The organism is Sphingobacterium thalpophilum, assembly GCF_038396785.1.
GTDB classification, from domain to species: Bacteria; Bacteroidota; Bacteroidia; order Sphingobacteriales; family Sphingobacteriaceae; genus Sphingobacterium; species Sphingobacterium thalpophilum_A.
In genome coordinates this window covers 4,496,245-4,510,512 of record NZ_CP151087.1, presented here as the reverse complement: position 1 = coordinate 4,510,512, position 14,268 = coordinate 4,496,245, and the positions used below count along the sequence as shown (strand labels likewise).

Annotated in this window: 12 protein-coding genes; 4 read left to right on the top strand and 8 right to left on the bottom strand. The window is 39.0% G+C overall.

All coding sequences use genetic code 11. The annotated features are described in order from the left end of the window. Positions 1-6: 6 nt before the first annotated feature. Positions 7-768, top strand: coding sequence for an SGNH/GDSL hydrolase family protein (locus AACH28_RS19850; RefSeq protein WP_312194924.1), 762 nt, complete (start codon positions 7-9; stop codon positions 766-768). Between the two features lie 69 nt (positions 769-837). Here AACH28_RS19850 and AACH28_RS19845 read toward each other — a convergent pair whose 3' ends face one another. Together AACH28_RS19845 and AACH28_RS19840 are read right to left on the bottom strand one after the other, a co-directional pair. Further along, complete coding sequence (locus AACH28_RS19845) at positions 838-2,034, bottom strand: MFS transporter (protein WP_312194922.1); 1,197 nt, start codon at positions 2,032-2,034, stop codon at positions 838-840. 65 nt (positions 2,035-2,099) lie between these two features. After that, on the bottom strand, positions 2,100-3,287 hold the full coding sequence (locus AACH28_RS19840) for a class I SAM-dependent rRNA methyltransferase (RefSeq protein ID WP_312194920.1): 1,188 nt from the start codon (positions 3,285-3,287) through the stop codon (positions 2,100-2,102). A gap of 58 nt (positions 3,288-3,345) precedes the next feature. Here AACH28_RS19840 and AACH28_RS19835 point away from each other — a divergent pair, with 58 nt between their 5' ends. Continuing rightward, positions 3,346-4,287 (top strand): hypothetical protein, encoded by a 942-nt coding sequence (locus AACH28_RS19835; RefSeq protein WP_341831295.1) that lies wholly within the window; start codon positions 3,346-3,348, stop codon positions 4,285-4,287. Positions 4,288-4,302: 15 nt separating this feature from the next. Here AACH28_RS19835 and thrC read toward each other — a convergent pair whose 3' ends face one another. From thrC to thrA, 3 genes are all read right to left on the bottom strand, one after another. Then, the gene (gene thrC / locus AACH28_RS19830) at positions 4,303-5,610 is read right to left on the bottom strand and encodes a threonine synthase (RefSeq protein ID WP_312194917.1); all 1,308 of its coding nucleotides are present in this window, start codon (positions 5,608-5,610) and stop codon (positions 4,303-4,305) included. Between the two features lie 152 nt (positions 5,611-5,762). Continuing rightward, positions 5,763-6,701 (bottom strand): homoserine kinase, encoded by a 939-nt coding sequence (locus AACH28_RS19825; protein ID WP_046672011.1) that lies wholly within the window; start codon positions 6,699-6,701, stop codon positions 5,763-5,765. 87 nt (positions 6,702-6,788) lie between these two features. After that, the gene (gene thrA / locus AACH28_RS19820) at positions 6,789-9,236 is read right to left on the bottom strand and encodes a bifunctional aspartate kinase/homoserine dehydrogenase I (protein ID WP_341831294.1); all 2,448 of its coding nucleotides are present in this window, start codon (positions 9,234-9,236) and stop codon (positions 6,789-6,791) included. 537 nt (positions 9,237-9,773) lie between these two features. Here thrA and AACH28_RS19815 point away from each other — a divergent pair. Continuing rightward, complete coding sequence (locus tag AACH28_RS19815) at positions 9,774-10,355, top strand: C40 family peptidase (RefSeq protein WP_046671999.1); 582 nt, start codon at positions 9,774-9,776, stop codon at positions 10,353-10,355. A gap of 105 nt (positions 10,356-10,460) precedes the next feature. Beyond that, the gene (locus AACH28_RS19810) at positions 10,461-10,973 is read left to right on the top strand and encodes a phosphoribosyltransferase family protein (RefSeq protein WP_070563077.1); all 513 of its coding nucleotides are present in this window, start codon (positions 10,461-10,463) and stop codon (positions 10,971-10,973) included. A 9-nt stretch (positions 10,974-10,982) separates the two neighbouring features. Here AACH28_RS19810 and AACH28_RS19805 read toward each other — a convergent pair whose 3' ends face one another. From AACH28_RS19805 to AACH28_RS19795, 3 genes are all read right to left on the bottom strand, one after another. After that, positions 10,983-12,449 carry a LysM peptidoglycan-binding domain-containing protein gene (locus AACH28_RS19805; protein WP_313532266.1) on the bottom strand — a complete coding sequence of 489 codons (1,467 nt, stop codon included), beginning with the start codon at positions 12,447-12,449 and terminating at the stop codon, positions 10,983-10,985. A 183-nt stretch (positions 12,450-12,632) separates the two neighbouring features. Then, on the bottom strand, positions 12,633-12,830 hold the full coding sequence (gene tatA, locus AACH28_RS19800) for a twin-arginine translocase TatA/TatE family subunit (RefSeq protein ID WP_046671996.1): 198 nt from the start codon (positions 12,828-12,830) through the stop codon (positions 12,633-12,635). 93 nt (positions 12,831-12,923) lie between these two features. Continuing rightward, the gene (locus tag AACH28_RS19795; protein ID WP_286770024.1) at positions 12,924-14,228 is read right to left on the bottom strand and encodes a murein hydrolase activator EnvC; all 1,305 of its coding nucleotides are present in this window, start codon (positions 14,226-14,228) and stop codon (positions 12,924-12,926) included. Between the last annotated feature and the right edge of the window lie 40 nt (positions 14,229-14,268).

The following is a 14,268-nucleotide window of genomic DNA, read 5'->3' as shown; positions in this document are numbered from 1 at the left end:
CTAATAATGAACACAAACCGCAGATCATTTATCAAAAAAAGCATTATTGGTTCCGGTCTATTGACTGGTGCCAATATACTGGGAAACGATGTATTCGCTCACGAATCCACCGCCAGTTCCTCAAAAATCAGTTTAAATAACGACGACATCATTTTATTTCAGGGCGATTCCATTACGGATGTGGGCCGAGATAGAAACAATAGAAATGCCAATGATACCGCAGCACTTGGACATGGTTATGCTCTATTGGCTGCCAGCCAGCTCTTAAATAAATATTCGGCAAAAAAACTAAAGGTATATAATACAGGTATTAGTGGAAACCGTGTACCCGATCTTCAAAAGCGCTGGACAGAAGATACACTAGCGATTAAACCAACCGTATTAAGTATTCTGATTGGTGTAAACGACTTCTGGCGCACGATCGATCAAGGAGCACAGACTACGGTTGAAGAGTACAAATCCCAGTACCAACAGCTATTGCAGGAGACTTTACAAAAGCTTCCAAATGTCAAATTGATCATTGGAGAACCTTTTGCAGTAAAGGGCGTAGGTCACATTACTGAAGCGTGGTATCCAAAATTTTTGGCCTACCAAGAATCCGCTCGTGAGGTCGCCAAAGAATTTGGCGCAATTCTAATTCCCTATCAAAAAATATTCGACAATGCCCAAAAGAATGCTCCTGGTGCCTACTGGGCGGCAGATGGTGTACACCCTACCCTTGCCGGCGCACAGATGATGGCCTCAGCCTGGATGGACTGCATCAAATAATAACAAAAAAGAGCGGATATTTTATTGAAATCCGCTCTTTCTTGTTTAACATGCGCCTATATGCCAAATCTAGATTTCTTTGTAAGGTGTTTTTTGTAGATTGGGAAGAAAATAAGCCACAATACCCATCAATGGCAGGTAGGAACATAGGTGATAAATAAACTCGATGGACGTATGATCTGCCTGCCAGCCAAGTACAGCGGATCCAATCCCTCCCATTCCAAATGCAAAGCCGTAAAATAAACCTGAAACCATGCCCAACTTCTTAGGCAATAGTTCTTGTGCATAAACAATAATTGCTGGAAAAGCTGATGATAAAATCAATCCAATAATCACGATTAGTATTCCCGTCATCGTAAGTCCGACATAGGGTAATGCTAATGCAAATGGTGCAACGCCCAAGACGGAGAACCAAATGACATATTTGCGACCAAATCGGTCCCCGAATACTCCGCCCAGTAATGTTCCCACCGCAACAGCTATCAGAAAATAAAATAGATAGACTTGTGCTTCCACTTCATTAATCCCAAATTTCTTGATGGTATAAAACTGGAAATAGTTTGTAATACTTGCTATATAGAAGTATTTTGAAACAATCAGTAAGAGGAGTATAATAACGGTCACGACGATTCGGCTATGGGGTAGATCAGGCACGCGTATTGTTTTCTTCGTTGATTTGGCAAAGCTTTGAAGTCTCTTTTTATACCAACTACCAATATAATAAGATATAAATTGGCCGAGAATCGTAAATAAGCACATCCAGGCGATCGCCTGCTGCCCTCTCGGTAATACCAAAAAAGCGACAATGATTGGGGCCATTGCGGTCCCTGCATTTCCTCCAATCTGAAAAATAGATTGTGCCATACTTCTTCTCCCTCCCGATGCCATATAAGCTACACGAGAAGATTCAGGGTGAAAGATTGAAGAACCAATCCCTACCAGAAAAACAGAAAATAAGATCCATTCATAACTATGTGCTTTCGAAAACAAAAGCATACCGAGAAGGGAAAAAGACATCCCAATGATCTGAGAGTATGGTACAGGATGTTTGTCCGTAAATGAGCCTACAACGGGTTGGAATATTGAAGCTGCTATCTGATAAACCATTGTAATCATCCCAACCTGAGAAAAGCTTAGATGATGCTCTTCTTTGAGCAAGGGATAGGTTGCCGGTATCACTCCCTGAATCATATCGTTCAAAAGATGCACCATGCTTACGGCAAACAAAATAGAAAAAATAGGTCTACTCGTCTTCTCTTGTATCATGACGTTGTTCAAAAATTAAAAAGGTTGATTTGTTAAAATCAACCTAAACTATCTTCATATAATAATTACAATACGCGCACCAACAATCCTTTCAGATACTCGCCTTCTGGGAACGATGCCCGGACAGGATGATCTTCAGGTTGATGAAATTGTCTGATAAACTGAATTTCCTTACCGGCATCCAGTGCAGCCCAAGCGAGCACTTGTTTGAACGTATCCATGTCCATCGCACCTGAGCAAGAAAATGTCGCTAATAAACCACCACTATTTAACAACATCAATCCGCGGCGATTGAGGTCTTTATACGCCCTTGACGCTCTTTCCAATGCAGATCGAGAGGGCGCATATTTCGGTGGATCCAAGACAATAAGATCAAATTTTTCCCCTTCATCAATGAATTTACGCAATTGCTTGTTTACATCAGACAATATTGCGCTATGTCGACTAGGTTCAAAACCATTTTCAATGATATTCTTTTCCAGGGTTTCAATAGCAAGTGCAGAACTATCTACAGATATGACTTCTGCCGCCCCACTTTTCAAGCTATTTAACGTAAAACCACCGGAATAGCAAAAACAATCTAGGACGCGTTTATTTGAAACGTAATTGGCCGTCAGCTGGCGATTTTCACGTTGGTCGCAATAAAATCCCGATTTTTGTCCATCAATAATGTTCACCTTATAATGAATGCCATTTTCGATAACGTCGACAAATTCAGATGGAAGTTCTCCAAACAAAAGCCCATTGATATCAGGTAAACCTTCATGTTCGCGAGATTTCAGATCACTACGCTCATAAATTCCTTTGGGTTGCAGCAAAGCATTCAATTCATCGATAATAACTGATTTGACTTTTTCCACCCCAACTGAATGAACCTGAATGGATATAAAATCCGCGTATTTGTCTGCAATAAGTCCAGGAAGAAAATCTGCTTCAGCAAAGATTAAACGAACCGTATTGGTGACACCTTCTTGCAACAGATGCTGTCTTGCTGCTACAGCCTTCTGAACGCGGGCACGCCACCAATCTGCATCAATCTGTGCTTGAGGGTTCCATTCCAATAAACGAATGGCTACACGCGAGCTATTGTGAAATAGACCATAGGCAATAAATTCACGTTCAGCATTGTAAACGCCAACAACTTCGCCATCTTCAATCTTATCGGACAATGATTTAATTGCTCCAGAAAATACCCAAGGATGCAATTGCCAGGCAGCTTTATCCTTACCCTTATTCAAATAAACTGATTTCATTGTTGCAAAATTAACGTATTAATTGTAAAACCCTGCTTCTTTATTTGTCAAAAAATAAATGAAAAAATTATTCTTGCATATTTACAAAATGAATTTAAAACACTTATTATTAACCACAACATTTATTTGTTCGCTTTTTTCGTGTAAAAAATCAGATTCTGAACTCACAATTAAAAATGAGGAAGATCTTGAGCTTGTCGAGTTGTCTAGATTTGAAAAAACAGAAATGAAAGTCAGCCAAGCAATTAAAGCTGAGCCATATTTTATGGTCGGCTATGGATATGATGCAAAAGAAAACCTACTTTTTGTCAATAAGGGGCTACGTGCAAAAATCATTGATACCGAAAAATTAAAGGAATCTTCCTATATTTCTAGAACAACGGGCTTTTCAAGTGGTGGTGCATTTAGCGAAGATATTAATAAGGAGGGACTATTGAGAAGTCTGAGAATACAATTTGATCATTACGGGGAGCAACTCGTTACAACGGAAACAGATGCATTGGCACGCATTCCCTCGGACCAGAAAATGCAACTAACCAACTATTATTCTGAAGGATTTCAATACAGCATGCTTTTCTTTGCAGTAAAAGATCCGAAATTTCAAAATCAAGACTTCATTAATTTTGTTCAGAACAACAGTTCAGAACTTATTGTAAAAAAGTATGGCACACATCTCATTTTGAGCTGCACCAAAGGGGCGTCCGTAAATCTTATAAAATACCTGGATAAAAAAACTGTGCTTGATGACAAAGTCATAAAAGATTGGAAAATTGTAGCGTTTGTTTCAGGTGCCAATCTCCGATTATTTGATATGCACCCGATAAAAAATACCATTGATGTCAGTGCATGGTTAAGTTCATTGACGGAAGAAAATGGAGATTTCATAAGATTTGGGCGAGAGCAACCTATCCCCATCTATGACTTAATCTTAGATAAGGATAAAAAACTTGAATTAAAGAACTATATCGATGCCTATCTTGGTATAAAAAAGGGCTCCTAAAGGAGCCCTCGGTGTTTAGTTATGGTTGATTAAATATTTTTTGAAGGCTTCGAAATCAACTTTTAAAGGTTCCGCTAATTTTTCTTTTCCTTGCAATGTTTCTGCACCGGCAGGCAACACTATTTTTCCAAATACATCTGCTGCTATTGCGTCGGGGAATTTGCAGGGATGTGCTGTCGATAAGAAAACCGAAGCGTAATGACCTGGATGCTCCTTTGCATAAGCACGAGCGCCAAGCCAGGCGATTGCTGTATGCGGACAGGCGATATAGTTCGATTCTTCATATAATTTTTGCATTCCTTCTTTTGTTTCTTCATCCGTAAATGTATAAGAAGAGAGCATATTTTTTAATTCCTCCACATTTCCGCCAAAAAGATCCTGTATACGCACCCAGTTGCTGGGATTCCCAACATCCATGGCGTTGCTTAAGGTTTGAACAGAAGGCAGTGGTTCATATTTGCCGGAAGAAAGGAATCGAGGAACGGTATCATTGACGTTTGTTGCAGCTACAAAATGCTTCACTGGAAGTCCCATTTTATAGGCCAATAAACCAGCCCCGATATTACCAAAATTACCACTCGGCACTGTAAACACGGCCTCATTGATTCCTTGTGACTTCAATTGTGCATACGCATAAAAATAATAAAATGTCTGTGGGATCAGCCGTGCTATATTGATTGAATTAGCGGAGGTCAAACGCAATACAGCATTGAGTTCTGCATCACTAAAAGCTTGCTTTACTAATGCCTGACAATCGTCAAAAGTTCCTTCAACTTCAATAGCACGAATATTTTGTCCATTGGTGGTCAATTGTAGTTCCTGAACTTCCGAGACTTTACCTTTAGGATATAAGATCGTCACACGTGTTCCTTCTACGCCCAAAAAGCCCAATGCAACAGCTCCTCCTGTATCGCCTGACGTCGCAACAAGCACGTCCAGTAATTTATCGTCAGTCTTTGAAAAATAGCCCATAACCCTGCTCATAAACCGAGCTCCGAAATCTTTAAAAGCATAAGACGGCCCATGAAATAGTTCGAGCACAGCCGTGCTGTCGGTCAAGAATCTTACAGGAGCATCAAAATTGATGGCATCGTTCACAATCTGTTTTAAATCGCCTTTGGGAATATCTTTTCCCAATAGTGTAGAAGCTACTTCGAAAGCAATCTCCTGCAAGGAATACTGTTGAATATTCTTAATGAATAGCGGGTCCAATTGTGGAATCTCTTCAGGCATATACAATCCTTTGTCTGCAGGGAGAGAATTGAAGACCGCATCTTTAAAGGAGACTTCTAATGTTTTATTATTTGTACTATAAAATTTCATATGTAAATAATTTTGTCAAGGCCATATAAAATATCCTGTTATTTTGATTCGTATTCACTTTAGAATGCGGATATTTCATTTTATTATCTTTTCTGAGCCAATTATCAATTGACCTGAGATTTATAAACCTCGTTTCTGTCCGTAAATAATTTTTAATCTAAAACCCTGGGTCCTTCGACATTGACACGGGAAACATAGCCAAAACTGTCAATTTCATTTTCTTTGAGATGAGTTTGAATTTTGTCGGCGATATCCTTTGCTATTTTTTCGTCCCGTGTTATTGCAACGACAGAGGGGCCTGAGCCAGAAATACCAAAACTCAAGGCACCATTTTTCAAAGCAATCTCCTTCATTTCATAAAACTGGGGAATTAAAATTGCACGTGTTGGTTCAATGAGGATATCTTTCATGCTTCGTGCAATGAGATCGTAATCTTCTTTGAACAATGCAGCGACCAATCCCGCGATATTTCCCCATTGTGTCACGGCGTCTTTCAACAGCACTTTATCCTTTATGAGTTGTCTTGCGTCACGTGTGGGAACATCGACCTGTGGAAAAACCACTGCTGCTACGAGTTCTTTTGGGGAAGGGATAGAAATAACATCCAAAGGTTCATTTCCCCGGATTAATGTGATGCCTCCATAAAGCGCTGGAGCAACATTATCGGCGTGGCCTGTACCGCAAGCCAAACGCTCACCTTCAACACAAAATGGTAATAATTCTTCTTTTGTCAAAGGGTTTCCGAGCATGGTATTGATGGCAAAAAGCCCAGCTACGGTGCTTGCTGCGCTGGAACCTAGTCCAGATCCAATTGGCATATGTTTATGCAATTCGATTTCGACACCTACCTTTGATGAGATATTCAGGGCTTGTAATAGATATTGCACACAGGCAGATACGGTGTTCTTACCGGGATCGAGCGGCAGTCTTCCATCGTCTCCAGTTATTTCCCGAATCGTTACTCCAGGTTGTTGCGTACGTCGCATCACCACCTCATCACCGGGTTGCTCAACAGCAAAACCCAATATATCAAAACCGCAGATCATATTTGCGACAGTTGCAGGTGCAAAAACACGAACTTCCGACAGCATGCTGTCTAAATTTATCACCTTATCTTTCAGATACTCCACATTTAAATTATTGGCCATCACGTAATTTTTATTTTCCTTGAATAGTTTTTATGCTCCAACATTTACCAAATCTGCAAATACACCGGCAGCTGTCACCTCAGCTCCCGCACCAGGACCTTTTACGACAAGGGGACGTTCTTTATAACGCTCTGTTGTAAACGATATAATGTTATCGCTGCCTGATAAAGCATAAAAAGGATGGTTTTCATCAACAAACTGAATCGCAATGGATACCTTTCCATTTTCCAATTTCCCGATGTAGCGGATTACTTTATTTTCATTGGCTGCTTTCTTCTTCATTGCTTCGAAATATTCATTTTCCTGTTGCAATTCTGTATAAAAAGAATCTACTGTATCTGCTTTCAAACATGCTGGAGGTAATATTGCACCGAGGTCTACATCTTCGGCCTCAACAGCATACCCCGCATCTCTCGCCAGGATGAGCATTTTACGCATAAAATCTACACCACCTAAATCATCCCTTGGATCTGGCTCGGTGTATCCCAGCTCCTGAGCCTGTTTGACGATATCATAAAAAGAAGCATCTGCTTTAAAATTGTTGAAAATATACGAGATTGTCCCTGAAAGAATAGCCTCTATCTTCAGAATACGGTCACCGCTCAGCATCAAGTCTTTGAGCACCCTGACGATAGGCAATCCTGCACCTACATTTGTTTCATAAAAGAAATCTACACCGTGTCGATGAGCAGTATCGCGTAATGTTTTATATTGCTCGAATTTACCTGAATTCGCAATTTTATTGCAGGTGACGATTGAAATATTGGATTTAAAGATATCTTCGTAGTAGGTTGCAGGTAATTTGCTTGCAGTATTATCGATAAATACACAGTTCGGCAAATTCAGCGCTTTCATTCGATCTATAAACAATGCCAGGTCTGATTCAGTTCCATTTTTAGCAAGTTCATCCGACCAATTATTTAAATCAACACCTTCGGTATTGAAAAGCATTTTACGGCTATTGGAAATTCCAACAACTTTAATTTCGATATCATTTTTATCCAATAGGAAGTCATGTTGATTTTCCAATTGTTTAAATAAAGTTGCACCAATGTTACCGGTACCGATATTAAATACATGCAGCGTTTTCTTTAGCTCTGCAAAAAACGCATCATGTACGGCATTAAGTGCCTTCGCTAAATCTTCTTTACCAATAATTACAGATATATTGTATTCGGATGATCCCTGTGCAATAGCACGGACGTTGATACCGTTGCGTCCTAATGCTGCAAATAACCGACCGGCCATGCCGGGAGTTTTTTTCATATTTTCACCAACGATAGCTAAGACCGACAGGTTTTCTTCGATCGCAGGAACGACCAGTTTATTTGCCTGGATTTCAAGCTCAAACTCCACTTCGATCAATTGTATAGCGCGTTTGGCATCCGATGGATTGACAGCAAATGTGATGCTGTGTTCGGAAGATGATTGCGTGATTAGCACAACATTGATCTGCTCTCGAGCCAATAGCGTAAAAAGCCGTCCGCTAAAACCCGATTTACCGATCATCCCTGATCCACTCAGGTTGATGACAGAAATATCCGAGATCGAAGAAATCCCCTTGATTGGCAGCGCAGTTTTTCCACTATCAAACTGAATCACTGTCCCTGAAAAATCAGGCTCAAAAGTATTTCGAATAACTATCGGTATTTTCTTTAAGAAAGCCGGAATCATCGTTGGAGGATAAATCACCTTAGCACCGAAGTAAGATAACTCCATTGCCTCTGTGTATGATAATACAGGCAAGGAAAACGCTTTCTTCACAATACGTGGATCGGCAGTTAACATCCCATTCACATCTGTCCAAATTTCAATGGCTGTTGCGTCCAGTATCGACCCGAAGATCGCTGCGGTATAATCTGATCCACCTCTTCCCAAGGTGGTAATACGTCCATTTTCATTACTTCCGATAAAACCGGTGACAAACAGTAGTTTATCACCATGCGTGATATACAATGATTTCACCAATTGCTCCGTTAGCATTTCATTTAAATGTGCATTACCAAAATTTGAATCAGTTTTCACATAATGGGATGCATCTACAAATAGAGACTCGGGAATATATTGTTCCATCACCTTAGATACCATATAATTTGAGCAACGCTCACCGTAGCTAAGGATCAAATCTTTACTTTGATTACTCAGCTCCTTTAGTGCAGAAATTCCTTGCAGGAGATCTTCTATCTCATTAAAAAACAACTTTAGCTTTGTAAATACAGGATTTTGATATTTCACAGCCAAGAGCTCTTTGACAACCGTAAAATGCTTATCTTCCAAGGACTTTAGACCATCCGAAAAGGACTTTCCTTCGGCAGCGTCCTCCGCCAGTTGGGTAAGTAAGTTTGTTACACCTGACATAGCTGACAACACAACCAATGGTTTTTCCTTTGCATCGTAAGATTTTTTTACAATGTTTAAGACCGCCTTTAGACTTTCTACCGTCCCGACCGATGTGCCTCCAAATTTTAAAACTTTCATACTGTTTTATACTGTTTGTTTAGATTGATGATTTTTATGCTAAAAAAAGAAGCGCTTTCCTTTGTCGAGGAAAGCGCTTCTAAATATTGTGTCTACAATTATATACAACGAAACTACTTCCTCCTGAGTTTTATCCCGGTGGTAATAATAATCGATGTAATAATTGTATTTGTGTTCATTGCTTTTGCTTATGTTTTGTAAATATAGAACAAATATTATCACTTTACCAAAGAAAATTAATATTTTTTTTTAAGATTCACAATGAGACATATAATCAAGTGGCATTCTGACATTAGGGGACCGTTTTTTACTCGAACAGGTGGTCGAGGCACTGTCGTTGATCGTTGACAGAATTATTAAAGTACAATATGCCCAAATGGGCGTTATGAAGATGTTAAAATTGTTAAAATTTCGTTAAATACCTTAAAATAAATTTGACCCTAAACTGATATTGTATTATATTCGCAACAGTCCTGTCCAAAATAGATGACAGTGTTAAATTTTTAAAAGTTAAATGTTGTACAAAAAAGCGATTTAATGAAAACAAAGAAATTTATAGCGTCAATGCTATTTATCGGCTTATGTCTAGTGTCGCAGGCACAAACCAACAGAAACTCCAAACCAGAATCAGATCCTGATAATCTAGCGAAAGAATACTTTTCACAAATCATGGGAGTTGCAGTCTCAGCAACAACAAATACCAAACTTTATCAATTTGTTTACGAATGGTTGGGAACTCCATACCGCTTAGGAGGAGATTCAAAAAGAGGCATTGATTGTTCTAAATTTTCTTATGAATTATACGACAAAGTATTTAACACTTCGTTAGGATATAATAGCAGAAATCAATATTCTCAAGTCAAAACTGTCGAAAAAAATGAGCTAAAAGCAGGTGATTTGGTATTCTTCAAAATTAGAAGTAAAAGTATTACCCATGTAGGTGTTTATATCGGCGATAATAAGTTTGCACATGCCTCGTCCAGTAAAGGAGTTATGATTAGCAATTTAGATGAGCCATACTGGCGACGTTATTATTACAATGGTGGTCGTTTACCAGAAGATAATAGATCGCTTACAGCTGAAATATTAAAAGCGGAAAAAGATAATAAATTGAATTAATAAGATTGATTCAGTCTCGAAAAGTCCAAAGCGTTTAACTCGTTTTGGACTTTTTTTATACAATATAATATCCTATTTTTACCCCATAATCATTGGAATACTATTATGTCTTCAAAGAAAACGCTCATCTTAAATAAAGAACAAATAAAACAAAAATCTATTCGGATTGCCTATCAAATTTTGGAAGACAATTTTGAAGATGAAACACTTGTATTGGTAGGAATTGCTGACCGGGGTTATGTATTTGCACAACGCCTTCAGGCGATTTTACAGGAGATTTCAACGAAGGAAATCCTGCTGATTAAAGTTACTATGAAGAAAACGAGTAGATCGTTGAGTGCAAGCACAGACATACCTGTTGATATTGCAAAAGATAAGACCATCATCTTAGTCGATGATGTACTGAATAGTGGTAGAGCCTTAGCCTATGGACTAGGTGTATTCTTAAACGTTCCATTGAAGAAAATGAGAACGGCTGTATTAATTGATAGAAGCCACCATAAGTTCCCTATATTTAGTGACTACTATGGTACGAAGCTTTCAACGATATTAAGAGAACATGTCACCGTTACTCTTGAAGAATTTGACAAAGAAGAAGATGCAGCATGGTTAATTTAAACCATGCTGTTATTTTTTTGAGACTTTCAATTTCATCCCCGGTTTTATCCGGCTTCCATTTAAATCATTTTCACTTTTAAGTCGACCGACTGATGTGCTATTTTTATCTGCGATCTCAGATAATGTATCACCTTTCTTAACGACATAGTAAGCTGTACGCGTGGCGCTAGCGGCACGTTGTTGGTTTTTCTTTGAAGACCTTTCTGTGTTACGAGCTAATTTCGCATTGACGAAATCATCCTCCTTTTTTATCAGTAAGTTTTGTCCAGGGACAATCTGATTTCCACGCAGGTTATTCCAAGATTTTATATCCTGTACGGTTACTTCAAACTTGTCAGCAATGGAAGCGAATGTCTCACCAACTTTCACTTTATATTTCCCATTCTGTAAAGGCTCGCTTGGATTTTCTGTCTGACTAGGATTTGCCGAAGATATTGGCGTATTGAGCGCTGCATACAATTCCTCTGCGGCAATCTTTTTATCCAATACAGGTAAAACTAATCGCAATGGGGACTCTTCAGTGCCATTTAACACGTTTCTTTTAAAACTAGGATTCAATGCACGTAATGTCTCTTTTGACACCTGTAAAGCATCCGCTATTTGGTTCAATGAAATACGCTTATTGATATCCAATGCTTGAGTTCTCAGTGAAAGTTCGGTATCCGCAGCATTGATATCATTTTCGTCTGCGTATTTCATCGCATAGGTCATTGCGATGAACTTAGGGATATAGTTTTGGGTCTGTTGCGTTAGATATGGAGCGATATCCCAAAAAGTAGCATTCTCCTTTCCCGAACGTTGGATCGCACGGCTAACCGCTCCTTTACCGCCATTATAGGATGCTATCGCTAACAACCAATCGCCATATTCATCATAAGCTTCTTTTAGGATTTTTGCAATAGCATAGCTCGAAGCGATCGGATCCATACGTTGGTCGGTATAACTGTCCACCGTAAGATGATAAGTTTTGGCTTCATAATACATCAATTGCCATAATCCTGTTGCTCCGGCACTAGAGATATCACGTGGATTTAATGATGATTCGACTACACTTAGATATTTGAGTTCCCGCGGCACTCCTACTTCATCCATGATTTTATCAAACAATGGGAAATAGTATTGTCCTAGTCCCATCATCCTACACATATAGGGATTATAATTATCCGACGTGTATTTGGCAATCAGATCTTTCACTCGTGGTGAGTAGTCCAATGGAACCTCACGTTCTATTGCCTTTAATTTCCGTACAAGCTGTATATCTTCATCTGTAATTTCAGCATCATGCTGTCGGTTACTTCCGGAAGATTTTATACTGTCCAGGTACTGGTAAATCTCTTGTTTTTCTTTTTCGATGCTTTTTTGAAAGAAGGTATGGGCAGCTTCTTTCATACCTTCTACAGCGCTTTCTTGGGCCATGAGTGGTAGTACATAGCATACCCCTCCTAGTATTGAAATTAACGTCTGTTTTCCGATCATAAATTTACTGTTAAATCCGAGTTTGATTCATCTGCTGAAAAATCAACAATAATCTAAACGATTAGAAATGGATTTTAGTATAAAATGGTTTTCGTCCTATTTCGCTATAGGTCGCGTATAAAACAAAATACGATTTTGTTCTTCACAAAATCGTATCCATGCTATATGGGATCAAAACCTCCCTTATTTGTTATCTTCTACTTCAGATTTTTTTTCAGGTGAAGACTCATCTTTTTGGCCTTCTTTAAATTCCTTTACTCCTTTACCCAATCCGCGCATCAATTCAGGAATCTTCTTGCCACCAAATAATAGTAACAATATTACTACAATGACAATTAACTCTTGCCCCCCGATTCCCATGATTAATAATGATGTTGACATAACTATAATTTCTTGTTTTTCAATTCTTTTAAACTAAAACTTCTCTCTCTATTTACAAATGTAATGATAATTATTAAATATAGTAATTATTTCTTATCTCGCCAACCATGACATCGGATTCAGTGGTGTTGACCCTTGATAAACAGAGAAGTCAACCATTGGCACACCTGTATCGGAGTCCACATCCGCCGTTCCTATAGTTTGACCCGTGCTTACTTTTTGCCCTTTAGAAACACTTACACTTCCCATATTATTGTAGACAGTATAGTACTCACCATGTTTAATCATTATGATACGTTGACCATACATTGTTAAAACACTACTTACCTCTCCTGCGAAAACAGCTTTCACAGCCGCACCACTAGAAGTTTGTATTTTCACGGATATATGTTCCACATTGACATTTCTTCCGACACTTTCCCCTCCAAAATCTTGCATGATCTTCGCATTGGAAACAGGCCAAGGTAAACTACCGCGGTTAGATCTGAAGTCATTTGAAAGTTTAACTGCTTCTGGTGTACTACGGAGCACCTCAGATTCTGACATCTTCGAAGTACTCGTTTTTGTATTGTTCTTACCCTTTGTAGTTGATGTGGACTCATTCGCTTTGCGATTCCGTTCAGCAGCAGCTTCCGCAGCACGACGCGCCGCCTCAGCTCGTCGACGTTCAGCCTCAATTTCTCTTCTAATGATCTCCTTGATGGCCGCATTAATACGACGCTCCTCTTTTTGCTTTTGGGTAATATCTTTCTTCACGCCGCGCTCTGTAACAATCAATTCACTCAATTGTCCAGAATAAACAGATCGCTGTTGAGATATGGTTTTTTTCTCATTTTCCTGCTCTTTCATCAAGGCAACCTGTTTGTTTCGGTCCGCCTGCAATTGAGCAATTTTTTGTTCAATCTGTTTCTTTGTATTTTCGATATCGGCAGCTTTCAGCTTTCTAGAATCGTTAAACTGTTGTAAGTACTTAACCCGTCGGAACCCCTGATTAAAATCCTTGGATGCAAAAATAAACATCAATTTATTATAGGCATTCCGGTTTCTGAACGCAAACATCACCATCTTCTCATAGTCACGTTTCATCTTCTCCAATTCGGCCTTTAACTTATTTACGGCAGCGGTATTGGCATTGATATGTTTGTTAATTACAGCTACTTCCGAAGTAATGGTATTTATCTTCTGCTCGCGCAAATTAATCTGCTTACTCAATGCTGTCACTTGTTGTTGAGTAAGTGATTTTTCCTTTGCAATCTCTTTGACCGTATTCTGTAATTCAGCAATTTCACGATTGAGTTTCTCACGCTGTTTTTCAAGTTCAGCCCTAGTCTGCGCCGATGAAATCCCAATCATGAATAGGAAAGCTGCTATACCAAGTATTGTCTTTTTAAAGTTCATTTACAGTACTATTTTTTTGTGTTTGCCATCTTTCTATCCT

Excerpts from the sequence above, each read along its gene's own strand:
- AACH28_RS19850 (WP_312194924.1), top strand. The coding sequence starts at position 7 with ATGAACACAAACCGCAGATCATTTATCAAAAAAAGCATTATTGGTTCC.
- AACH28_RS19845 (WP_312194922.1), bottom strand. The coding sequence starts at position 2,034 with ATGATACAAGAGAAGACGAGTAGACCTATTTTTTCTATTTTGTTTGCC.
- AACH28_RS19840 (WP_312194920.1), bottom strand. The coding sequence starts at position 3,287 with ATGAAATCAGTTTATTTGAATAAGGGTAAGGATAAAGCTGCCTGGCAA.
- AACH28_RS19835 (WP_341831295.1), top strand. The coding sequence starts at position 3,346 with ATGAAAAAATTATTCTTGCATATTTACAAAATGAATTTAAAACACTTA.
- thrC (WP_312194917.1), bottom strand. The coding sequence starts at position 5,610 with ATGAAATTTTATAGTACAAATAATAAAACATTAGAAGTCTCCTTTAAA.
- AACH28_RS19825 (WP_046672011.1), bottom strand. The coding sequence starts at position 6,701 with ATGCTGTCGGAAGTTCGTGTTTTTGCACCTGCAACTGTCGCAAATATG.
- thrA (WP_341831294.1), bottom strand. The coding sequence starts at position 9,236 with ATGAAAGTTTTAAAATTTGGAGGCACATCGGTCGGGACGGTAGAAAGT.
- AACH28_RS19815 (WP_046671999.1), top strand. The coding sequence starts at position 9,774 with ATGAAAACAAAGAAATTTATAGCGTCAATGCTATTTATCGGCTTATGT.
- AACH28_RS19810 (WP_070563077.1), top strand. The coding sequence starts at position 10,461 with ATGTCTTCAAAGAAAACGCTCATCTTAAATAAAGAACAAATAAAACAA.
- AACH28_RS19805 (WP_313532266.1), bottom strand. The coding sequence starts at position 12,449 with ATGATCGGAAAACAGACGTTAATTTCAATACTAGGAGGGGTATGCTAT.
- tatA (WP_046671996.1), bottom strand. The coding sequence starts at position 12,830 with ATGTCAACATCATTATTAATCATGGGAATCGGGGGGCAAGAGTTAATT.
- AACH28_RS19795 (WP_286770024.1), bottom strand. The coding sequence starts at position 14,228 with ATGAACTTTAAAAAGACAATACTTGGTATAGCAGCTTTCCTATTCATG.